This is a genomic window from Acidovorax sp. DMC1, assembly GCF_056314325.1.
The window spans coordinates 35,526-55,784 of the sequence record NZ_JBQUYO010000009.1; the positions used below are offsets into that span (position 1 = coordinate 35,526).

The 20,259-nt window shown below is 66.4% G+C and carries 20 protein-coding genes; 11 read left to right on the forward strand and 9 right to left on the reverse strand.

The window, feature by feature from the left end; translation table 11 throughout:
- Position 1 precedes the first annotated feature (1 nt).
- Positions 2 to 1,144, forward strand: a complete 1,143-nt coding sequence (locus tag ACT531_RS17770; protein ID WP_476018272.1) for a DNA cytosine methyltransferase — start codon at positions 2 to 4, stop codon at positions 1,142 to 1,144.
- A 105-nt stretch (positions 1,145 to 1,249) separates the two neighbouring features.
- Here the strand turns inward: ACT531_RS17770 and ACT531_RS17775 are convergent, their stop codons facing one another.
- Positions 1,250 to 2,185, reverse strand: a complete 936-nt coding sequence (locus ACT531_RS17775) for a LysR family transcriptional regulator (protein WP_476018273.1) — start codon at positions 2,183 to 2,185, stop codon at positions 1,250 to 1,252.
- A gap of 235 nt (positions 2,186 to 2,420) precedes the next feature.
- Here ACT531_RS17775 and ACT531_RS17780 point away from each other — a divergent pair, with 235 nt between their 5' ends.
- Positions 2,421 to 3,656, forward strand: coding sequence for an MFS transporter (locus tag ACT531_RS17780; protein ID WP_476018274.1), 1,236 nt, complete (start codon positions 2,421 to 2,423; stop codon positions 3,654 to 3,656).
- Between the two features lie 157 nt (positions 3,657 to 3,813).
- Here ACT531_RS17780 and ACT531_RS17785 read toward each other — a convergent pair whose 3' ends face one another.
- Positions 3,814 to 4,410, reverse strand: a complete 597-nt coding sequence (locus ACT531_RS17785; protein ID WP_476018377.1) for a putative pterin-binding protein — start codon at positions 4,408 to 4,410, stop codon at positions 3,814 to 3,816.
- Between the two features lie 299 nt (positions 4,411 to 4,709).
- Here ACT531_RS17785 and ACT531_RS17790 point away from each other — a divergent pair, with 299 nt between their 5' ends.
- The 3 genes from ACT531_RS17790 to ACT531_RS17800 all read left to right on the forward strand — a co-directional run bounded on the left by ACT531_RS17790 (position 4,710) and on the right by ACT531_RS17800 (position 7,801).
- Positions 4,710 to 5,918, forward strand: coding sequence for an MFS transporter (locus ACT531_RS17790; RefSeq protein WP_476018275.1), 1,209 nt, complete (start codon positions 4,710 to 4,712; stop codon positions 5,916 to 5,918).
- 155 nt (positions 5,919 to 6,073) lie between these two features.
- Positions 6,074 to 7,120, forward strand: a complete 1,047-nt coding sequence (locus ACT531_RS17795; RefSeq protein WP_056744393.1) for a methionine ABC transporter ATP-binding protein — start codon at positions 6,074 to 6,076, stop codon at positions 7,118 to 7,120.
- A 15-nt stretch (positions 7,121 to 7,135) separates the two neighbouring features.
- Positions 7,136 to 7,801, forward strand: coding sequence for a methionine ABC transporter permease (locus tag ACT531_RS17800; protein WP_056067588.1), 666 nt, complete (start codon positions 7,136 to 7,138; stop codon positions 7,799 to 7,801).
- 158 nt (positions 7,802 to 7,959) lie between these two features.
- Here ACT531_RS17800 and ACT531_RS17805 read toward each other — a convergent pair whose 3' ends face one another.
- From ACT531_RS17805 to ACT531_RS17820, 4 genes are all read right to left on the reverse strand, one after another.
- On the reverse strand, positions 7,960 to 8,739 hold the full coding sequence (locus ACT531_RS17805; RefSeq protein WP_476018276.1) for a GNAT family N-acetyltransferase: 780 nt from the start codon (positions 8,737 to 8,739) through the stop codon (positions 7,960 to 7,962).
- Positions 8,740 to 8,838: 99 nt separating this feature from the next.
- The gene (locus ACT531_RS17810; protein WP_476018277.1) at positions 8,839 to 9,873 is read right to left on the reverse strand and encodes a Bug family tripartite tricarboxylate transporter substrate binding protein; all 1,035 of its coding nucleotides are present in this window, start codon (positions 9,871 to 9,873) and stop codon (positions 8,839 to 8,841) included.
- Positions 9,874 to 9,937: 64 nt separating this feature from the next.
- Positions 9,938 to 11,242, reverse strand: coding sequence for a glycerate kinase type-2 family protein (locus ACT531_RS17815; RefSeq protein ID WP_476018278.1), 1,305 nt, complete (start codon positions 11,240 to 11,242; stop codon positions 9,938 to 9,940).
- 41 nt (positions 11,243 to 11,283) lie between these two features.
- Positions 11,284 to 12,372, reverse strand: a complete 1,089-nt coding sequence (locus ACT531_RS17820; protein ID WP_476018279.1) for a tartrate dehydrogenase — start codon at positions 12,370 to 12,372, stop codon at positions 11,284 to 11,286.
- Between the two features lie 167 nt (positions 12,373 to 12,539).
- Here ACT531_RS17820 and ACT531_RS17825 point away from each other — a divergent pair, with 167 nt between their 5' ends.
- Both ACT531_RS17825 and ACT531_RS17830 read left to right on the forward strand, forming a co-directional pair.
- Positions 12,540 to 13,514, forward strand: a complete 975-nt coding sequence (locus ACT531_RS17825) for a LysR substrate-binding domain-containing protein (RefSeq protein WP_440597616.1) — start codon at positions 12,540 to 12,542, stop codon at positions 13,512 to 13,514.
- Between the two features lie 111 nt (positions 13,515 to 13,625).
- Positions 13,626 to 14,213, forward strand: coding sequence for an Lcl C-terminal domain-containing protein (locus tag ACT531_RS17830; protein WP_476018280.1), 588 nt, complete (start codon positions 13,626 to 13,628; stop codon positions 14,211 to 14,213).
- Between the two features lie 55 nt (positions 14,214 to 14,268).
- Here the strand turns inward: ACT531_RS17830 and ACT531_RS17835 are convergent, their stop codons facing one another.
- Both ACT531_RS17835 and ACT531_RS17840 read right to left on the reverse strand, forming a co-directional pair.
- Positions 14,269 to 14,670, reverse strand: coding sequence for a carboxymuconolactone decarboxylase family protein (locus ACT531_RS17835; protein WP_476018281.1), 402 nt, complete (start codon positions 14,668 to 14,670; stop codon positions 14,269 to 14,271).
- The gene (locus tag ACT531_RS17840) at positions 14,597 to 15,076 is read right to left on the reverse strand and encodes a MerR family transcriptional regulator (RefSeq protein ID WP_476018282.1); all 480 of its coding nucleotides are present in this window, start codon (positions 15,074 to 15,076) and stop codon (positions 14,597 to 14,599) included. The genes ACT531_RS17835 and ACT531_RS17840 overlap by 74 nt, the downstream gene beginning before the upstream one ends.
- Before the next feature lie 300 nt (positions 15,077 to 15,376).
- Here ACT531_RS17840 and ACT531_RS17845 point away from each other — a divergent pair, with 300 nt between their 5' ends.
- Positions 15,377 to 16,516: a zinc-binding dehydrogenase gene (locus tag ACT531_RS17845; protein WP_476018283.1), complete on the forward strand. Its 1,140-nt coding sequence runs from the start codon at positions 15,377 to 15,379 to the stop codon at positions 16,514 to 16,516.
- Positions 16,517 to 16,731: 215 nt separating this feature from the next.
- On the opposite strand, the gene ACT531_RS17850 is transcribed toward ACT531_RS17845, so the two are convergent.
- Positions 16,732 to 17,025 (reverse strand): DUF4148 domain-containing protein, encoded by a 294-nt coding sequence (locus ACT531_RS17850; RefSeq protein ID WP_476018284.1) that lies wholly within the window; start codon positions 17,023 to 17,025, stop codon positions 16,732 to 16,734.
- 281 nt (positions 17,026 to 17,306) lie between these two features.
- Here ACT531_RS17850 and ACT531_RS17855 point away from each other — a divergent pair, with 281 nt between their 5' ends.
- The 3 genes from ACT531_RS17855 to ACT531_RS17865 all read left to right on the forward strand — a co-directional run bounded on the left by ACT531_RS17855 (position 17,307) and on the right by ACT531_RS17865 (position 19,949).
- Positions 17,307 to 17,615 (forward strand): hypothetical protein, encoded by a 309-nt coding sequence (locus ACT531_RS17855; protein WP_060985737.1) that lies wholly within the window; start codon positions 17,307 to 17,309, stop codon positions 17,613 to 17,615.
- Positions 17,616 to 17,938: 323 nt separating this feature from the next.
- On the forward strand, positions 17,939 to 19,027 hold the full coding sequence (locus ACT531_RS17860) for a DUF6817 domain-containing protein (protein WP_476018285.1): 1,089 nt from the start codon (positions 17,939 to 17,941) through the stop codon (positions 19,025 to 19,027).
- Between the two features lie 118 nt (positions 19,028 to 19,145).
- Entirely contained in the window at positions 19,146 to 19,949 is an 804-nt protein-coding gene (locus ACT531_RS17865; protein ID WP_015014367.1) for a MetQ/NlpA family ABC transporter substrate-binding protein, read from the forward strand.
- Positions 19,950 to 20,259 lie beyond the last annotated feature (310 nt).

Sequence of the window (20,259 nt, forward strand, 5' to 3'; positions counted from 1 at the left end):
TATGAATGTGAATGCCTGCAACAGCCACCATCCGATGAGCGAGGCCACGCTCCCGACCGCAGTAGATCTGTTCAGCGGCTGCGGCGGCTTGAGCCTCGGACTTTTTCGGGCAGGATTTTCGGTGCTCGCGGCCGTCGAGATAGATCCCAAGGCGCAGGAGACCTACCGGCTCAACCACAAGGACGTAGCGCTTTACGCGAACGATATCCGAGCGCTCGATGCCTCCCAAGTCCTTGATGACGTCGGGCTGGCGCCGGGGGAGCTTGATCTGCTCGCGGGCTGCCCGCCTTGCCAAGGATTTTCTCGGCTTCGGACGAAGAATCAGCAACCTTCGGTGGATGACGAACGGAACAATCTCGTTGGCGACTTCATGCGTTTCGTGAGGGTGATGCTGCCGAAGACGGTCATGCTCGAGAACGTCCCAGCGCTGCAGAAAGACGCGCGGTTTTTGGCGATGCAGGAGGAGCTGACAAGCCTCGGCTACCGCCTGACTGTCCATGTCCTCAACGCCGCAGAGTATTCGGTTCCACAGCGGCGTAAACGCCTAATCATGCTTGCGTCTCGGGTACACGATCCAGCAGTCGCCGAAGTTTCTCCGGCTCGAATCACGGTAAGGGATGTGCTGGCGTCTCTAGAAGCACCGTCGCGCAGCAAGGACAAGCTTCACTCCTTGCCGGAACGTCGGTCGCAGGCGGTGAAGGATCTGATTAAGCTGATCCCGAAGAACGGCGGTAGCCGGCGGCAACTGAGCGCTGAGCATCAACTCGCATGTCATCTTCGGACCGATGGGTTCTATGACGTGTATGGGCGTATGGCATGGGACGAGGTGGCGCCGACGATCACCAGTGGATGCCACAACCCTTCCAAGGGCCGGTTCTTGCATCCATCTCGGAATCGAACCATCACTTTAAGAGAAGCGGCGATGCTGCAGGGATTTCCGCGTGACTACCAGTTCGACGTGCGGCACGGTAAGGAGTCGATCGCTCTAATGATCGGCAATGCTTTGCCACCACCGTTCATTGAAGCTCATGCATCGTCGCTTCTGAACGGGCTCCGAGGGGCGATGGATAGAATGCTGGGTGCCACCCCTGGCGGCGTGCCGGCTGAATCGCGGGTATCGGTGAGAATAGCTGGCAAGCGGTAACACACGCTTGTCAATGGCCAGCCTTGCGGCGTATGAACGGCGTGCTGTAAAGCTGACGTTCGAGAGCTTCTGCTACTAGCCGGTTTCTGTCCGTCATTCCAACCCTCACCCCACCGCCCGCATCCCCACCAACCCCGGCATCGCCCCGCGCATCGCCTCCAAAAACAACCGCAGCCTTGCCGGATAAAACCGCGCATACGGGTACACCAAGTACACCGGCAGTGGCGCTGCATGCCAGTTGGGCACCAGGTGCAGCAAGTTCCCCTGCCGCACATCGTTGTCCACGATCCACGCCGATGCAATGCACGCTCCCAGCCCGGCCAGGGCGGCGCTGCGCAGGGCATACAGGCTGTCGGTGGCCAAACGGGGGGTGATGCCGAAGGTGTGGGCTTCGCCGCCGGGCTCTTGGGTCAGCGTGACCTCGCGGCGGTAGAAGGTGCTCAGGGCCAGCCAGGGCAGGGGCTGCAGGTCTCGTGCGTGCTGGGGCGTGGGGCGCCCGGCCATGAGGGCGGGGGCGGCCAGCACGATGCGGGGCACTTCGGCCAGGCGCACCGCCACCACGCTGGGGTCGTCCACCGCGCCGACCTGGATGGCGCAGTCGATGCCTTCGGCGATGAAGTTGGGGCGGCGGTCGTGCAGCATCCATTCCACATCCACCTCGGCGTAGCGGCGCAGGTAATCCATCAGCGGTGGTATGAGTTGGTTTTGCCCAAAGGCATGCGGTACCAGCACGCGCAGGGTGCCGCGCGGGGTGTCGGCCGTGCCGCGCAGGTCGTCCTCCATGGCGCGCCAGTCTTCCAGCAGGGCCTTGGCGTGGGCAAAGCAGCGGTCGCCGTCTTCCGTCAGCTTCATCACATGGGTGGAGCGCTGCAGCAGCTTGATGCCCAGGCTGCGCTCCAGCGCCTGCAGGCGGCGGCTCACGGTGGGCTGGCTGGTGCCCAGTTGCTGGGCGGCGGCAGACAGGCTGCCGGCTTCGACGATGCGGACAAAGGTCTGCATCAGCTCGATGCGGTCGGCGCCGGGGAGTAGGGGCTTTGTCATGCACGCAGCGTATAACAAATCTGCAGCGTGGCCTACTACCCAAGGGTTGGTTGCAGCGCAACAATCGCGCCCATCTGTTGGATGGGCGATCTGTCGTGGGCACCCTCATGGCTCGCACGCAGTGGCCAAAGACCTTGAACCAGCGCTGATTGTGACCCGCGCAGTCTGAGCGGCGGGGGCAACGGTGGGGTGGCTGGTGGTGCGTCGGCCCCTTTTTTACTGAGCAAGTATTGTCATGTCTTCCATTCAAAATGTGCATGAAAGCGGCACGGTGAGCGCAGGCTCAGCGGTGCCTTCTGCCGGGGGCGCGATCACTGCGCCGTTGTTGTTGCTGCTGGCCACGGCGGCGGGGCTGAGCGTGGCGTCGCTGTATTACAGCCAGCCCATGCTGGGCGTGTTGGGGCCCGACATGCAGGCCGACAGCCGCGTGGTGGGGCTGGTGCCCACGCTCACGCAGCTGGGGTATGCGCTGGGCATCTTGCTGCTGGCGCCGCTGGGCGACCGGTTTGACAGGCGCCGCATCATCGTCATCAAGTCCATCGCGTTGATGCTGGCGCTGCTGCTGAGCGGCCTGGCACCCGGCATGGGCGCGTTGCTGGCGGCCAGCCTGGCGGTGGGCCTGGCCGCCACGGTGGCGCAAGACGTGGTGCCCGCCGCTGCCACGCTGGCCCCGGGGGCGCAGCGCGGGCGCATGGTGGGCACGGTGATGACGGGGCTGCTGCTGGGCATTTTGTTGTCGCGCGTGGTCAGCGGCTTTGTGGCGCAGCAGTGGGGCTGGCGCACGGTGTATGTGGCGGCGGCGGTGGCCATTGCGCTGCTGACGGTGGCCGTGTGGCGCGGGCTGCCGCGCTTTGCACCCACCACGCAGATGGGCTATGGCGCGCTGATCGGATCGATGGTGGCGCTGTGGCGCCAGCACGCGGCGCTGCGCCGCGCGGCCTGGGCGCAGGGGCTGCTGGCCGTGGGCTTCAGCGCGTTCTGGTCCACGCTGGCGGTGATGTTGCACAGCCAGTTCAACCTGGGCACTGCGGCGGCGGGTGCGTTTGGTCTGGCCGGGGCGGCGGGCGCATTGGCAGCCCCGCTGGCCGGGCGTCTGGCCGACAAGCGCGGACCCGAGGTGGTCACACGCTATGGCGCAGGCCTTGCCGCCGCGTCGTTTGCGGTGATGGCGCTAGCACCGCTGCTGCCTGCGCAGGCCCAGCTGGGCTTGATTGTGGCCAGTGCCATTGGCTTTGACTTTGGCGTGCAGGCCACGCTGGTGGCGCACCAGACCATCGTGTACGGCATCGACCCTGCGGCGCGCAGCCGGCTCAATGCGCTGCTGTTCACCGGCATGTTCATCGGTATGTCGGCCGGTGCGGCGCTGGGCAGCCTGGCGCTGGCGCAGTGGGGCTGGCTGGGGGTGGTGGGCTTGGCCACGGCCGGGTCGCTGGCGGCACTGGCGGTGCGCATGGGGCGGCGCCGGGGCTGATTTGGGGCGAAATGTGGCTGTAGCGCTAGTGAATCATGCGCTGGCAGCTATCAAAAAAAGAGCGACCCTGGGTCGCTCTTTTCTCGTTTTTGTTGGTGGGTGGCGGGTTGTGCCGTGCTGGTGCTCAACCGCTCTTCGGTGGTGGGCCTGCGTGGGCTCAGGCCTTTTTCACCTCAATGTGGTACAGCCCCCAGGGGCACAGGCCAAAGCGTTCCTTCACGGGCTTGTCCTTGAAGGCGGGCAGCACGTCGGCGTCGTACACGGCCCACTGCGGGCCCAGGCCGCCCAGGGCCATGGGCTGGCCGTCGATGTGAGTGGCAACGATCATGCGGTAGGCCTGGGCGTCGGCCATGCTGATGTTGACGTTGTAGCCGTCCACGGCGCGCAGGCCCAGTTGCACGGGGCTGCCTGCGGCTACACCGGCGGCGGCCAGCACGGTGGTGAGCAGGGGGCCCTTGAGCGTATGGGGCTTGCTGTCGTATTCGAGCGTGGGCTTGATGGAGACGGCGGGCATGCGCGCCAGGGCGGCGGCGTCCAGCGCGTAGGCCTTGTCAAACTGGATGCCGTGTTTGCCCATCATCTGGTCGATGGTGGCATCAAGCGCGCCGCGGTTGGACTGGGTGATGGCGCCGCTGATGGTCAGCAGCGTGGGGCCGCTGGGGGCCTTGGCCTGTGTGGCGGCGTGGCTGCTGCCGGTGGCCGTCCACAGGCCTGCCAGGCCCATGCCGGCGGCGACGAAGTTGCGCTTGTTCATGCTCATGGGGGTGCTCCTTGGTGGAAATCAGGGGCCGATGGTAAGTGCTGGAGCCGCGCTTGCCACGCAATAAGAGCGGCTAACAAAACTCTTCTGGCGTCGTTGCTGTGTCTTGTCGTACTGCTCGTACTGCCTGCGACACAGCGCCTAGCCAGAACCGCTTCGCTGAGTTTTGTGAGCCGCTCTGAATCGCAACAGGCTCGCAACAGGCGGTGTGCAGCGTGCCCAACCTTCTGCCGCCAGGGTGCTTGCCTTGTGGTGACAGCAGCCCGACGCCAGCCGCACCACAATCGGGTCATATGACCTCTTCTTCGACGATGCTGCGGGTGATCAGCCTGGCAGCCTTTTGCAGCATGGCCTCCATGCGCGTGTGCGACCCGATGCTGGTGTCTCTGGCTCGCGAGTTTTCTGTCACCACGGGCGATGCTTCGGCCGTCATTGCGGCGTTTGCCGTGTCTTATGGCGTGCTGCAGTTGTTTTATGGCCCGCTGGGCGACCGGCTGGGCAAGGTGCGCGTGGTGATTGGCGCCACGTTTGCCTGTGCGCTCTTCAGCGGCGTGACGGCGCTGGCGCCCACGCTGCCGGTGCTGGTGGCGGCGCGTGCGGCCATGGGGGCATCGGCGGCGGGCATCATCCCGCTGTCGATGGCGTGGATTGGCGACAACGTGCCGTACGAGCAGCGGCAGGAGACCCTGGCGCAGCTGATGGTGGCTACGGTGTCGGGGATGATGGCGGGGCAGTGGTTTGGCGGCTTTGCGGTGGAGGCGCTGGGCTGGCGGGCGGCGTTTGTAGTGCTGTCGCTGCTGTTTTTGACCGCTGCCAGCCTGCTGTGGCGGCAGTCCCGCGCCATGGCGGCCAGCACGCCCGCGCCTGCGGCTGGCAGTGCTGTGCCACCCGCGTTTTCGCTGTCGGCCTACCTGGCCAACACGGCCGCGCTGCTGCGCATGCCCCGCGTACGCTGGGTGCTGACCGTGGTGGCGGTGGAGGGCGCGCTGGCCTTTGGCACGCTGGCCTTTGTGCCTGCACGCATGGTGGACGGGTTTGGGCTGTCGGCCTCGGCCGCCGGTGGGGTGATGGTGCTGTATGGCGTGGGCGGGCTCATCTACAGCCTGCTGGCACGCCGCTGGCTGGCGCTGCTGGGCGAGCGGGGCCTGGCGCTGGTGGGTGCGTCGCTGATCGCCGCCGGGCTGTTGCTGCTGGCCTGGGGGCCGGTGGCGGCCTGGGGCGTGCTGGGCTGCTTCTTTGCCGGGGTGGGCTTTTACATGCTGCACAACACGCTGCAGGTGCAGGCCACGCAGATGGCGCCCGAGGCCCGGGGCACGGCGGTCACGCTGTTTGCGTGCCTGCTGTTCCTGGGGCAATCGCTGGGTGTGCTGCTGGTGGCGGCCAGTGTGGACCGGGGCTGGATCGCGCCCGTGTTCTCGGTGGCGGCACTCGGGGTCCTGGTGCTGGGCGCGCTGGTGTCGCGCAAGGTGAATGGCCGGGTGGTGGTGCCCGCGGGAGCGTAGTCTGGAGTCGGCCGCACCGTGCAAATAACTTTGATGTCTTATTACTTTATTTTTTGATAGTTTGATTCTTTATGGCGCAATAGTACATTCCCTGATCTTTGTGTCTTTTGGGGCCGAACCCGCGCCGCCCGGCGTGTGGCGGCCCTTTGTGTTTCATGATCGAACTACGGGGTATCACCCAAACCTACCAGGGCTCACAAGGCCCGGTCGAGGCGCTCAAGGGCATCGACCTCACCATCCAGCCGGGCGAAGTGTTCGGCATCATCGGCAAGAGCGGCGCGGGCAAAAGCTCGCTGGTGCGGGTGATCAACCTGCTCAACCGGCCCACCACGGGCCAAGTCATCGTGGGCGGGCAGGACCTGACCCAGCTGAACGACGCGCAGCTGCGCGAGGCGCGCCGCGAGATCGGCATGGTGTTCCAGCACTTCAACCTGCTGTCGTCACGCACCGTGTTTGACAACGCCGCGCTGCCGCTGGAGCTGGCGGGCATGGACAAGGCCGCCATCCGCGAGCGTGTGAACCCGCTGCTGGAGCTGGTGGGCCTGTCGGCCCTGGCCGACCGCTACCCGGCGCAGATCAGCGGCGGGCAAAAGCAGCGTGTGGGCATTGCGCGAGCGCTGGCCAGCCGCCCCAAGGTGCTGCTGAGCGACGAAGCCACCTCGGCGCTGGACCCGGAAACCACCCGCTCCATCCTCGACCTGCTGCGCCAGGTCAACCGCGAGCTGGGCCTGACGGTGGTGCTGATCACCCACCAGATGCAGGTCATCAAGCAGGTGGCCGACCGCGTGGCCGTGATCGAGGCCGGCCGCATCGTGGAGCAGGGCCGGGTACTGGACGTGTTCACCCGCCCGCAGCAGGCCATCACCAAGAGCCTGATCGACGAGATCCTGCCGCAAGAGCTGCCCGCCAGCGTGCTGGACCATGTGCGCAAGCTGGCAGGCCAGCTGAGCGCAGGACGAACCGGCCAGCTGCTGCGCCTGTCGTACGCCGGGGACAGCGCCTACCAGCCCATCCTGTCGCAGCTGATCCGCCAGTTTGGCGTGGACATGAGCATCCTGCACGGGCAGGTGGATGAGATCCAGGACGAAACCTTTGGCTCGCTGGCCGTGTATGCCAGTGGCGAGGCCGAGAGCGTGCGGGGCGCCGTGGCGCACCTGCGCGCGGGCGGGGTCGAGGTGGAAGAAGTGGCCGTGGCCGGTTAAGAGGGAGCACACATCATGTTCAACAACTTCACGCCAGCCATGCTGGATCTGTTTGCTTCGTCGCTGTGGGAGACGCTCATCATGGTCGGTATCTCCGGCCTGGTGGGCGGCTTGCTGGGGGTACCGCTGGGCGTGTTCCTGCGCCTGACCGATGACGGCGGCGTGCTGGAGAACGGCCCCGTCAACAAGCTGGTGGGCTGGCTGGTCAACGCTGTGCGGTCCACGCCCTTCATCATCCTGCTGGTGGCCATCATCCCGTTCACGCGGCTCATCACCGGCTCGTCCATCGGCACCGCTGCCGCCGTGGTGCCGCTGACCATTGCCGCCGCCCCGTTTGTGGCCCGCCTGGTCGAGGCCGCGCTGCGCGAGGTGGACCACGGCCTGGTGGAAGCCGCGCAGGCCATGGGCGCCACCACCAGCCAGATTGTGTGGAAGGTGCTGCTGCCCGAGGCGCTGCCCGGCATCGTGGCGGGCCTGACCATCACGTTCGTGAGCCTGACCGGCTACTCGGCCATGGCCGGTGCCATTGGCGGCGGCGGCCTGGGTGACCTGGGCATCCGCTACGGCTACCAGCGCTTTCTGCCCGAGATCATGTTGGCCGTGGTGCTGGTGTTGATCTTCTTTGTGCAGGCCGTGCAAAGCCTGGGCGACTGGGCGGTGCGCAAGCTGAGTCACCGTTAATTGGTGAATGGTTTGCTATTGAATTAATAGCTGTTGGCGCATGATTCACTAGCGCTTGCGGCCTGTTTGGCTTCAAACCCACGCGGGAAGGCGCCGCGTGGGCCGCTGCGCTGGTCCCGTGGCCCTCGCACCCTGTGGGAGCGGTGCAGAAGCCAACCTCAGCCCGGCACCCGGTAGTGGTAGCCGTAGGCCGTCTTGAACCCCATCGATTCATACAGCCGCAGCGCCGTTGTGTTCTGCGCCCGCACCTGCAGGTAGGCGCTGGTTGCACCGGCCTCCATGCCCCAGTGCAGCAGCGCCTGCACCAGCGCGCGCCCGCGTCCGCCGCCCCGGTGTTCAGGCGCCACAGCCAGGTCGTACAGGCCCACCGCGCCGCGCTCCAGCACCGCCAGGCCAAAGCCCACGGCGTGGCCCTGGGCGTCGTGTTGCAGCGCATAGCCCACCGCGTGGGCGATGGCGTCGAGGATGCTGCGGTGCAGGTTGCGGTGGTGCGGCGCCACGCCGTTGGCCGCCGCAAAACCTTCCAGCCACGCGGGCGATGGCGAAGTGCTGACCACGGTGCTGCCGTCGGGCCGGGGCACCGCGCCCAGCGCCAGCGGCCGGTGCAGGACCAGTGAGGGGTCAAAGTGCTGGTAGCCCGCGTCCGCCAGCTCCTGGTCGGCCTCGGCAGGGGCCAGAGGGGAGATGCGGAACACGGCTGGCAAGCCATGCCGCGCATACAGCGCCGCCGCCGCCTCGCGCACGCCGTCAAACGGCGCGCCGGGCACCAGCGCGTTGACCGAGTTGGCGCGCTTGGTGTAGCCGCCCGACAGCCGGAACACCCAGCCCCGGTGAAACACCGTCTGGTGCGCAGGCCAGGCGTTGAAGGCGCGCTCTTCCAGTGCGCGGACGAGGGCTGCGGGGGCGGTGTTGGCGATGGAGGCTGCGGTGTCGGTCATCACAGGTTTATACCAACCCACCTTGACCATTCACCTCGCCAGCCACCTTTTGCTATCACCTTGTGCGACGACTCTATGCAACCGCTCTTTGCCACCGGGTCAGTCAGTGGTGATCTTGTTGTCTGCCACCAGCTTGGCAAAACGTGCGGTGTCGGCCGCAATCTGCTCGGCCATCTGCGCAGGGGTGTTGCCGATGGGTTCGGCGCCAATGTCCTGCATGCGCTTTTGAAAGTCCGGCGACTGGATGACCTTGACCATTTCGGTGTTCAGCCGCGCCACCACGTCGGCGGGCGTGCGGGCGGGGGCCAGCACACCAAACCAGGTGCCGATGTCAAAGCCCGCAAAGCCGCTTTCTTGCAGCGTGGGCACGTCGGGCAGGGTGGACGAGCGCTTGGCCGTGGTCACCGCCAGGGCGCGCAGCTTGCCCGCCTTGATGTGCGGCAGCACGGGGGTGACGGTGTCGAACGACATCGACACCTGCCCGCCCAGCAGGTCGGTGGTGAGCGGGCCGCTGCCCTTGTAGGGCACGTGCAGCACGGGCTGGCCGATGGACGTGGCGAACTGCGTGCCGATCAGGTGCTGCGCCGTGCCCGCGCCGTTGGAGCCGTAGGAGAACTTGTTGGGCGTGGCCTTGATCAGCGCCACCAGTTCCTTCACGTCCTTGGCGGGCGTGGCCGCACTCACAGCCAGCACGTTGGGCACCAGCGCCACGGTGGTGATGGGTGCAAAACTCTTTTGAAAGTCGTAGTTGAGCTTTTTGTACACGCTCGTTGCAATGGTGTGGTGCACCGCGCCCATCAGCAGCGTGTAGCCGTCGGCAGGGGCCTTGGCCACGTAGTCGGCCCCGATGGTGGCGCCCGCGCCGCCCCGGTTTTCCACGATCACGGGCTGGCCCAGGGCTGTGCCCAGTTTTTCGCCCAGCGCGCGTGCCAGCACATCGGTAGTGCCGCCGGCCGCAAAGGGCACGACGATGGTGACGGGCTTGGCCGGCCAGGCCTGCGCGTGCGCCGGTGCGCTGGGCAGGGCACAGGCAGCACCAGCCAGGGCGGCCAGCGCCAGCAGGTGGTGCCGGCGTGTGGAGGGCGTTGTGGGCGGCGTTGATGGTGGGTGGTGCGGGGTTGCAATGCGTGTCATGGTTGTCTCCGTTGGGTTGTGGTTCTTGTGGGGGCAGGGCCGGTGGGGACGCGGGTGCGTGGCGTCAGCCCGTGGCTGCGATCAGGATCGCGCGGAAGTCATTGACGTTGGTGCCCGTGGGCCCGGTGACCACGGCGTCGCCCAGCGCGCCAAAAAAGGAGTGGGCGTCGTGTGCGTCCAGCGCGGCGGTGGCGTGTTGGCCCAGCGCGGCGGCGCGCTCCAGCGTGTCGGGCGTGGCGATGGCGCCTGCCACGGGCTCCAGGCCATCGATACCGTCGGTATCCCCGGCCAATGCGTACACGCCGGGCAAGCCCTTGAGCGACAGGGCCAGGGACAGCAGGCATTCCACATTGCGCCCGCCGCGCCCCGGGGTTGGCATGGGTTGCCCTGGTGCTGGTGCGCGCAAGGTGACAGTGCTTTCACCGCCACTCAGCAGCACGCGGTGCCGTGATGACGGGGTCTTGGCGGCGTAGCGGGCGACACCGGCCAGCACGGTGCCCATGTCGCGGGCTTCGCCCTCCAGCGCGTCGCCGAGCAGCGTGGGCTCGATGCCCGCGTGGCGCGCCACCTGGGCGGCTGCCTGCAGTGCCAGGTCGGGCGTAGCAATGACGTGGGTGGTGATGGGGCCCAGCCGGGTGTCGCCGGGCTTGATGCTTTCGCTGGCGGCAGTGTCCATTGCAGCCAGTACGGCGGGCGGCAGCGCAATGCGGTAGCGCTGCAAGATGGCCAGCGCCTGTGCACGGGTGGTCGGGTCGGCCACGGTGGGGCCCGAGGCCACGTCCAGCGGGTCGTCGCCCGGCACATCGGACATCACCAGGTTGACCACGCGGGCGGGGCTGCACGCCAGGGCCAGCCGCCCGCCCTTGATGGCTGAGAGGTGGCGCCGCACACAGTTCATCTCGCCAATGCTGGCGCCGCTTCGCAGCAGGGCCTGGTTGAGCGCCTGCTTGTCGGCCAGCGTGACCCCCGGCAATGGCAAGGGCAGCAGCGCCGAGCCTCCGCCCGACCACAGGCCAATCACCAGGTCGTCTGCTGTGAGGCCCGCCACTGCGGCCAGCATCCGCTGCGCAGCAGCCAGGCCCGCCGCATCGGGCACGGGGTGGGCGGCCTCCAGCACGCGGATGTGCTGGCAGGTGGCAGCATGCCCGTAGCGTGTGACCACCACGCCAGAGAGCGGCGTGGGCCAGTGGGCCTCCAGCACCTGCGCCATCTGCGCCGATGCCTTGCCCGCGCCGATTACCACCGTGCGGCCCCGGGGCGGGGCAGGCAGGTGCCGCGGCAGGCATATCGCGGGCTGCGCGGATGCGATGGCGGCATCGAACATGCTGCGCAGCCAGTGGCGGGCCTGGGTGTCGATGTGCGTGCTCATCGGGTCGTGGGGCAGGGCGCAGTGCGTTGGAGCCACGCAGCTCAGGCGGCCTTTTGCAACGGCGTGCTGCCGATCAGCGCGCACACGGCGTCGGTCACCTGCGCCGTGGTGGCCGTGCCGCCCAGGTCGCGGGTGTGCAGGGCGGGGTTGGCGGTGACCTGTTCGATGGCCTGCATCACGGCGCGCGCGGCGTCGGCCTCGCCCAGGTGCTCCAGCAGCATCACCACCGACCAGAAGGTACCGATGGGGTTGGCCAGGCCCTTGCCCATGATGTCGAACGCCGAGCCGTGGATGGGCTCGAACATGCTGGGGTAGCGGCGCTCGGGGTCGATGTTGCCGGTGGGCGCAATGCCCAGGCTGCCCGCCAGCGCGGCGGCCAGGTCGCTGAGGATGTCGGCATGCAGGTTGGTGGCAACGATGGTGTCGAGCGTGGCGGGGCGGTTGACCATGCGGGCCGTGGCAGCGTCCACCAGCTCCTTGTCCCATTTCACGTCAGGGAACTCGGTGGCCACCTGCGCGGCAATCTCGTCCCACATCACCATGGCATGGCGCTGAGCGTTGCTCTTGGTGATGACGGTGAGCAGCTTGCGGGGGCGGGATTGGGCCAGGCGGAAGGCGTAGCGCAGGATGCGTTCCACCCCCACGCGGGTCATGATGGACACGTCGGTCGCCGCCTCGATGGGGTGGCCCTGGTGCACGCGGCCGCCCACGCCCGAGTATTCGCCCTCGGAGTTTTCGCGCACGATGACCCAGTCCAGGTCCTTGGGTGTGCAGCGCTTCAGGGGCGCATCAATGCCCGGCAGGATGCGCGTGGGCCGCACGTTGGCGTACTGGTCAAAGCCCTGGCAGATCTTCAGGCGCAGGCCCCACAACGTGATGTGGTTGGGGATGTCCGGGTCACCCGCCGAGCCAAACAGGATGGCGTCCTTGCCGCGCAGCGCATCGAGCCCGTCGGCCGGCATCATCACACCATGGGCGCGGTACCAGTCGCCGCCCCAGCCAAAGTTTTCGAACTGGAACTGCAGGCCCGCATGGCGGGAGGCCAGGGCTTCGAGCACGCGCTGGCCGGCGGGAATCACTTCCTTGCCGATGCCGTCTCCGGGGATGGTGGCGATTTGGTAGGTTTTCATGAAGGTCTTTGGTCTTGGTGTGTGAAAGCGTTGGGGAAGGCCTGCGGGGATGTCGGGCCGCGAAAAGCGGGTGGAACAAAAACAGTGAGAGCGACTGTAGGCATCCGCTCGTTGTAAAAATGGCGTCCAAGTGAATCCATCGTTAACCTGCAGTTGATAATGCGGCGATGAGCTCCACCATCCAGCCCGCAGAACTGGGCTTCTTCTCGGCACTGGCGGCCAGCCCCAGCCTGAGCGCCGCCGGGCGCGAAATGGGTGTCTCCACCGCCGCCGTGAGCAAACACCTGGCGCAGATGGAAAAGCGCTTGGGTGTGGTGCTCATCAACCGCACCACCCGGCGCATGAGCCTCACGCCCGAGGGCGAGCTGCTGCTGGAGCACGCGCGCCGCATCCTGCGCGAGATCGATGCGCTGGACGAACTCATCGTGCAGTCCAAGGCCAGCCCCAAGGGCCTGCTGCGCGTGAATGCCACGCTGGGTTTTGGCCGCATGCACATTGCGCCCGTGATCTCGGACTTTGTGCGCCAGTACCCCGAGGTGGATGTGCAGCTGCAGCTGTCGGTGCACCCGCCACCGATCACCGACGATGCCTACGACGTGTGCGTGCGTTTTGGCGAGCCGCCCGACGGCCGCGTGATTGCCCGCCGCATGGCACCCAACCGGCGCGTGCTGTGCGCCGCACCCGCCTACCTGGAGCAGCATGGCAGGCCCCGCGTGCCGCGCGACCTGATGGAGCACCAGTGCATCGGTATCCGCCAGGGCGACGAGGCCTACGGCCTGTGGCGCCTGACCACCGGGCGTGGCAGCAAGGCGCACACCGAGTCGATCAAGATCACCGGCAACCTCACCACCAACGACGGCGAGATCGCCGTGCTGTGGGCGCTGCAGGGCCACGGCATCGTGATGCGTGCCGAGTGGGACGTGAACCGCCATCTGGCCCAGGGCCTGCTGGAGCCCGTGCTGCCGCAGTACCACACGCCTGCGGCCGACATCTATGCGGTGTACCCGCAGCGGCACCAGTTTTCGACGCGGGTGCAGGCGTTTGTGGGGTTCCTGGCCGAGGCATTGGCCGCGTCAGGCACGCTGGCAGGAGTGGGCGTGGGTGGCCGCATGGACAAGCGGAGGGCCGTGCGGGTTTCTTGATCTGGTGGGTGGCGCGCAGGCCGTTGCCGGGTTAGGGTGTCGCCAAGGCATTCTGTGATGCCTCTCTGCCCCCCGGACCTGTACCTGGCTTTCATTGCCCCTGCTTTGCCCATGAAAACGTTGTTGCCGCTCATCCCCCCGCTGTTGGTTGCCCTGTTTGCCGGGCCTGCGCAGGCCGCCGATTCGCAGGTGGCCGCCGATTGGTCCCTGTCCGCCGATGGTGCTTATGTGTTGGACCAGCGTGCCGGCCTGGCCTGGCCACGCTGTGTGGAGGGCATGCAATGGACCGGCAAAACCTGCACGGGCCAGCCCCTGCTGCTGGACCGTGCTGAGGCCACGGCCCTGGCCTCTGACCGCTGGAAGGCCGAGGGTGTGGGCTGGCGCCTGCCCCGTGCGACAGAGCTGCAGCGGCTGGTGGACAAGGCGCTGTCGCCCCCGGGCCTCAACCCCCTTCTGTTCCCGGCGGCGCCGGGCCAGTGGCACTGGACGTCCACCGCCAACGTGAGCGCGCCCAGCGTCAACCAGTACAACTACGGCAACATCGCCCAAAGCCGGGCGGGTGATGGTGCGCGGCAGGCGGCCATGATCAACGGCTGGGCGGTGAACCTGTCCACCGGCGAGGCGCGCGGCGATGCCGCGCGGGCCAGCAAGCTGCCGGTGCGGCTGGTGCGGCCGATGCCGGTGGGGGCCGCCAAATAGGCGGTCGCCCCGCTGCAGTCGCATCCGGCACGACAGGGCGGGGCGGCAGGGCGCTTCAAGCGGTCTCTGGTTGCGCGTCGGCCGCTGCAAACACCTCGCGTGCCGCGGCCAGTCCGTTGAGCGCGGCCGGAAAGCCTGCGTACACCGCCATTTGCATCAGCACCTCCACGACCTCTTCGCGGGTGACGCCCACATTCAGCGCCGCCTGCAAATGCACCTTGAGCTGTGGCGTGGCGTTGCCCAGCGCGGTCAGTGCGGCGATGACTGCAATCTCGCGGCTGCGCAGATCGAGTCCGGGGCGCGAATAGATGTCGCCAAACGGAAACTCGATCAGGTAGCGCGCAAAGTCGGGGGCGATGTCGGCCAGGCTGGCGACGACACGCTCACCGGCGTGGCCGTCGATTTCGCGCAGCTTGGCGAGGCCCTGGAGATAGCGGGGTTGGGTTTGGGGGGACATAGGAGCTTCCTTGGTGGGTGGACGACGGGGTGGACCGAAGGGAAGCTTCCAGGCCCTGGTAGTGCGCGATCTTGGCTTGCAGCGCCTGTGCAGCTTGCTGCATCGTGGTGATCGTTGCCAGCACCTGCGCCAGGTGCTGTTCCAGCAACTGGCGCCGCTCAGGGGCGGTGGCGTTCCCTTCGCTGCGCAGCCGCGCAAAGGCCTGCATCTGCCCGATGGGCATCTGGGTCTCGCGCAGGCGCAGCAGGAATCCGATCCATTCCATGTCCGACGCCGCATAGCGGCGCTGGCCACCGGGTGCACGGGCTACCGGCGCAATCAAACCGGCGCGCTCGTAGTAGCGCAGGGTGTGTGCGGTCAGGCCTGTGCGTCTGGCGACTTCGGCAATGGTGAGGAGGGATGCCATGGGAACGATTCTGAAAGTTAGAGCGCACTCTAAGTCAAGCGGCAAGGGCAGGACTTTGGACTGAGTGTGTGAAAGCGTTTCTGACCCGTAGCTGCAGCGCCCTGCGTGCATCGTTCGTCCCGGTGCATGGGGGCTGCGCATGGGTGGGCAGCCATTCACCGAGGGGACAGCGCGTTGGCGCAGCCTGGTCAAGAATGCGGGTTGGTGGTGCTGCGGCGCCGTGGAGTGCAGCACTGTTTCACCACACTGCGCTGTCCAGCGCATAGGCCCTTTGTCCCATCTTTTACCTGCGAGTCCTCCATGAACCCCTCCATCCCTACCACCGCGCTGCAGTTGCGCTCGCTTGTGCAAGCCGATGGCACCTTGCAGATCAGCCTGGAGCCGACACCCGTGCCCATACCAGGGCCCGACGAAGTGCTGATCCAGGTGCAGGCCACGCCCATCAACCCCTCGGACATTGGCCTGCTGCTGGGCCCCGCCGATCTGTCCACCGTGCAGGTCACGGGCACGGTCGAGCGGCCGGTGGCCACGGCCCACATCCCTGAGCGCGCCATGCCCGGCATGGCAGCACGCCTGGGTCAGAGCATGCCGGTGGGCAACGAGGGCGCGGGCCTGGTGGTGGCGGCGGGTGCATCACCCGCCGCGCAGGCGCTGCTGGGCCGCACGGTGGCGGTGATTGGTGGCGCCATGTATTCGCAATACCGCGCCATGCCGGCGGCACAGTGCCTGCCGCTGCCGCCCGGCACCACGGCGGCCGAGGGTGCATCGTGCTTCGTCAATCCGCTGACGGCGCTGAGCATGGTGGAGACCATGAAGCGCGAAGGCCACACCGCGCTGGTGCACACCGCAGCAGCCAGCAACCTGGGCCAGATGCTGCTCAAGATTTGCCAGAAGGACGGCGTCGGCCTAGTCAACATCGTGCGCAAGCCCGAGCAGGCGGCGCTGCTGCGCGGGCTGGGCGCCCAGTATGTGTGCGACAGCAGCGCACCCAACTTCATGGCCGAGCTGACCGACGCGCTGGCCGCCACGGGCGCCACCATCGCGTTTGATGCCACGGGCGGCGGTACGCTGGCCGGGCAGATCCTGCAGTGCATGGAGGCCGCCATCAACCGCAAGGCCAAGGAATACAGCCGCTACGGCTCGGCCGTGCACAAGCAGGTGTACCTGTACGGCCACCTGGACACACGCCCGACCGAGGTGCACCGCACCTTTGGCATGGCCTGGGGCATGGGCGGGTGGCTGCTGTTTCCGTTTCTGCAGAAGATTGGCGACGAGGCGACACAGGCGCTGCGCCAGCGTGTGGCAGCCGAGCTGAAGACCACGTTTGCCAGCCACTACGCGCGCACCGTGTCGCTGGCGGGCGCGCTGAGTGCAGAGTCCATCGCCTTCTACGGCCCGCGCAATACGGGGGCCAAGGTGTTGATCGACCCTTCGCTGTAAGCGAGGTTGCAGGGGCGCGCCTGGCGCCCTTGAGGAGCAGGGCTACACCGCAGGCACCAACAAAAAGGGCTCCCATTGGGAGCCCTTTTTGCCTGCCCGCCCCTGCGGTTCAGTTAACACTCCCCATGGCAGCAGCACCCGCACCGCGCGAAGTGCCACCACCATGGGAAGTCCCGCAACTGCTTCAAACCAATCTCAGCAGTTGGTCTGCCAAATTACATGGCGCTGAATTCACCCGAAGGGATCTGGCCAGTGCGCACAGCTTCAGCAGCCTGGGCACGCACGGCAGCGCGGTCAGCGGTGGACTTGTAGGTCACCACACGGGAGCCGGCGGGTTCCATGCTGTGGGTGCGGGCTTCGGTGACGGCCTCGGCAGCCACTTCAGCGCGGGTGCGGTTCGTGTCGAACTTCAGGGCAAATTGCGAGCCATCGGCTTCGTCAGCATGGGCGCCAAAGGCGGTGAAAGCGGCAACAGCGGCGACGGAGAGGAAACGAGCGGTCTTGTTCATGATGAAAATCCTTGAAAGTTAAAAAAGCGTCTCAAAAAAGCCGGGTCAAAAACCATTCCTGAACCGGGTTCGGTGAGTCGCCTTGCGGGTTCGGCTCATCGATGGGATGAACTGTACGCCGATGGTGTTCAGAGAAAAACCACTCAGTCGCAAACTAACTGTTCCAGTATTGAGAACAATCTTTCCTTCTTCCCGCGCTCTGCGGGGAATCTTTCAGCGCTCGAATTTTTCTGAAAAAACTGTATATTCATACAGTATCAAACCACAGGAGAAGTAGCGCCATGCAAGTCATTGAATCCACTTACGTCGTCAACCTTCGCGACTACCCCGAGGAGCTTCCGGCCAAGGAGCGCATAGCCGCCGAAACCCGGTACGCCAGAGCCCTGGAAAAGCAGTTGGGCGGCCCCGAACAGGTGGCGGCCGCGCTGGACACCATGCAGAGCCTGGAGGAGTCGCCCCCCGAGGTGGTGTCCCCGGGCGATCTCACCCTGCTTAAGGCATGGGGCAAGGCCAGCGTGGCGGCCCGGCAGGCCGGGTTCCGGGACTTGGGCGAAGGTGAGGGCGCGTACTTTGAAGTGCGGCTGGTCTGAGAGGCTGAGAGTCCTTTGTCCGCGCCCGCCTTGCACGCCCATACGCCCCGGCTCGCTGTTACCAATGCTCGCCATAGCGTGAGCCATGGCTGTGCTTTGCGCCCAGATCCGAGGCGTATTTGAGCGCCTTTCGGGCCCGGCTAAAAAACTCTCAGCCTCTGAGCCTGAAGGCCCGCCGCAGGCCATGGCGCTGACCGAACCGCCGTGCAGGCGCGTGAGGGGTGTAAGGGCCGGGTCGCCCCCGTGCTTGCGCAACCGCCGTGGGGGCAGATACTGTGTGTACATTGCATTCCCTGCACCCTCAACGCCGGAGACACCACCCCATGACCCTGCCGCTTCACCCCCTGGACCCTGACCTGTTTGCCCGCGCGTTGCCGCTGCTGGACGACGAGTGGCTGACCCGCGACCCCGAACTGGCGCCCGTGCTGCCCACGGTGCTGGCACGCAATGTGGGGCAGGACTGGCACAAGGCGGGCACCTTCCGCCACCACCTGGTGGGCGTGACGCGCACGCTGACGGTGTGGCAGCAGCCGCGCGATGTGCGCCTGCTGGGCCTGCTGCACAGCGTGTACGGCAATGCGTTTGTGGACCTGGTGAAGTTTGACCCCGCCAAGGAACGCGCCCGGGTGCGCGAGATTGCGGGCGAGTCGGCCGAGCACCTGGTCTACCTGTTCTGCACCCAGTCGCGCACGCAGTTCGTGCAGAAGGTGCTGGCCCATGCATTGGAGGCTGACGGCAGCCTGGTGCTGCAAAAAGACGGGCAGGACCACGTGCTCACGCCCTACGAGGTGGCGGCCTTCATCATCGTGAGCATGGCCGACACCATCGAGCAGTGGTTCAGCTGGCAAGACGACATCTTTTCGCGCTTTCCGGACGTGCAACACCGTCACCAGAAGGCGCATTGGGCCGCATCGCTCTGGCCCGGGCCCATGCGGCCGTCGGGACGCATGGTGCACCAGATCAACGGGCTGGCCAAAGCGCTGCAGCACCCGGGGCTGAAGGACGTGCTGCCCATGCCGCCCGTGTTTGCACATTGCTCGCAGCATCTGTCGGCCGCCAACGAGGCGGCGGCCACGTCGCTGTACTGGTCGGTCATCCAGCAAGACCAGCCGCTGGTGGACCTGGACGTGGCCACTGGCGTGGTGGAAAGCGCGGTGCGCCACAACCCCTGGGTGGGCGAGCCGCAGATGGTGCTGGCGCAGCTGTATCTGTCCGCGGGCCGCAAGGAAGACGCCAAGGCCGCTGCCGAGAGCGCGCTGCACCTGTTCAGCGCCTGGGGCAATGCGTGGGACAAGCGCGTGCAGTGGGACGCCTGGGTGGCCTGGACGCGCATCCTGCTGCAGGGCGCGACGGTGGAAGGCACCTGGCCCGAGCGGCTGGACAAGCTGAACAACGTAGCACTGCGGGGCTGAAGAAGGAGCGTTGAGTGCTTGTTATGCGATTGGGTTGTAATGAAATGAAAACTTAGTTGTTCCAGTTTTATCGGGGAAACCCTAGGATGCGAGCCATCTCTCAACGAAAGGTTTTCCCGTGAACAACAACAAGCGCCTTCTCCTGCAATCCGCCCTGGCCCTGGCTGCCGCAGCCACTTTCTCGTCGGGCGCCATGGCCCAGGACAAGCCCATCAAGGTGGGCGTGACCGGCGGCCCCCACGCGCAGATTTTTGAGCAGGTGAAAAAGGTTGCCGAGAAGGACGGCCTCAAGATCCAGATCGTCGAGTTCAGCGACTACGTTCAGCCCAACGCTGCGCTGGCCGCCGGCGACCTGGACGCCAACAGCTACCAGCACAAGCCTTACCTCGATGCGCAAGTGGCCGACCGTGGCTACAAGCTGGTGTCGGTGGGCTACACCGTCAACTTCCCCATCGGCCTGTATTCCAAGAAGGTCAAGAAGCTGGAAGACCTGAAGGAAGGCGCCAAGTTCGGCATTCCCAACGACCCCACCAACGGGGGCCGCGTGCTGCTGGTGCTGCAGGACAAGGGCCTGATCAAGCTGCGTGATGGCGCGGGCCTCAAGGCCACGCCGCTGGACGTGGTGAGCAACCCCAAGAAGCTCAAGTTCGTCGAACTCGACGCGGCCCAGCTGCCCCGTTCGCTGGACGACCTGGACGCCTCGGCCATCAACACCAACTTTGCGCTGTCGGCGGGCCTGAACCCTGGCAAGGACGCGATTGCACAAGAAAACGCCAAGAGCCCCTATGTCAACCTGATCGCCGTGCGCGAAGCCGACAAGGACAAGCCCTGGGTGGCCAAGCTGGTGAAGGCCTACCATTCCGAAGAAATCAAGAAGTTCATCCAGACCGAGTTCAAGGGTTCGGTGCTGCCAGGGTTCTAAAACCCCGAGGGAACGCTCCATGGCGACGGGCCGGCAGCGGCCCGGAGCGGCGGCGGTTCTCTCTCCTTGCGCGAGCAGGGCAGTACCGGGTTGAGCAGGTACGCCCCCGCCATGGGTTGCAGCCCTCCGACGCTCTCGATCAGGCGGCGGTGTTGTGGCGCCGCAGCGTCGGGGGCTCAACAAAAAAATCCAAGCCGTTTGGCACCCAGCGCCCATCCCATGGGCGCTGGGTGCTATTTTTTAGTAGCTTGTTTCTGTGTCAGTGCCCCGGCAAACCGCAGGGTGAAAAGGTGGGCCGAACTTGCGGCCA

Coding starts and splice junctions, on each gene's coding strand:
- ACT531_RS17835 (WP_476018281.1), bottom strand. CDS start 14,670: ATGTCCCCCCAAACCCAACCCCGCTATCTCCAGGGCCTCGCCAAGCTG.
- ACT531_RS17815 (WP_476018278.1), bottom strand. CDS start 11,242: ATGAGCACGCACATCGACACCCAGGCCCGCCACTGGCTGCGCAGCATG.
- ACT531_RS17775 (WP_476018273.1), bottom strand. CDS start 2,185: ATGACAAAGCCCCTACTCCCCGGCGCCGACCGCATCGAGCTGATGCAG.
- ACT531_RS17840 (WP_476018282.1), bottom strand. CDS start 15,076: ATGGCATCCCTCCTCACCATTGCCGAAGTCGCCAGACGCACAGGCCTG.
- ACT531_RS17845 (WP_476018283.1), top strand. CDS start 15,377: ATGAACCCCTCCATCCCTACCACCGCGCTGCAGTTGCGCTCGCTTGTG.
- ACT531_RS17795 (WP_056744393.1), top strand. CDS start 6,074: ATGATCGAACTACGGGGTATCACCCAAACCTACCAGGGCTCACAAGGC.
- ACT531_RS17850 (WP_476018284.1), bottom strand. CDS start 17,025: ATGAACAAGACCGCTCGTTTCCTCTCCGTCGCCGCTGTTGCCGCTTTC.
- ACT531_RS17785 (WP_476018377.1), bottom strand. CDS start 4,410: ATGAACAAGCGCAACTTCGTCGCCGCCGGCATGGGCCTGGCAGGCCTG.
- ACT531_RS17780 (WP_476018274.1), top strand. CDS start 2,421: ATGTCTTCCATTCAAAATGTGCATGAAAGCGGCACGGTGAGCGCAGGC.
- ACT531_RS17805 (WP_476018276.1), bottom strand. CDS start 8,739: ATGACCGACACCGCAGCCTCCATCGCCAACACCGCCCCCGCAGCCCTC.
- ACT531_RS17825 (WP_440597616.1), top strand. CDS start 12,540: ATGAGCTCCACCATCCAGCCCGCAGAACTGGGCTTCTTCTCGGCACTG.
- ACT531_RS17830 (WP_476018280.1), top strand. CDS start 13,626: ATGAAAACGTTGTTGCCGCTCATCCCCCCGCTGTTGGTTGCCCTGTTT.
- ACT531_RS17810 (WP_476018277.1), bottom strand. CDS start 9,873: ATGACACGCATTGCAACCCCGCACCACCCACCATCAACGCCGCCCACA.
- ACT531_RS17820 (WP_476018279.1), bottom strand. CDS start 12,372: ATGAAAACCTACCAAATCGCCACCATCCCCGGAGACGGCATCGGCAAG.
- ACT531_RS17860 (WP_476018285.1), top strand. CDS start 17,939: ATGACCCTGCCGCTTCACCCCCTGGACCCTGACCTGTTTGCCCGCGCG.
- ACT531_RS17855 (WP_060985737.1), top strand. CDS start 17,307: ATGCAAGTCATTGAATCCACTTACGTCGTCAACCTTCGCGACTACCCC.
- ACT531_RS17770 (WP_476018272.1), top strand. CDS start 2: ATGAATGTGAATGCCTGCAACAGCCACCATCCGATGAGCGAGGCCACG.
- ACT531_RS17800 (WP_056067588.1), top strand. CDS start 7,136: ATGTTCAACAACTTCACGCCAGCCATGCTGGATCTGTTTGCTTCGTCG.
- ACT531_RS17790 (WP_476018275.1), top strand. CDS start 4,710: ATGACCTCTTCTTCGACGATGCTGCGGGTGATCAGCCTGGCAGCCTTT.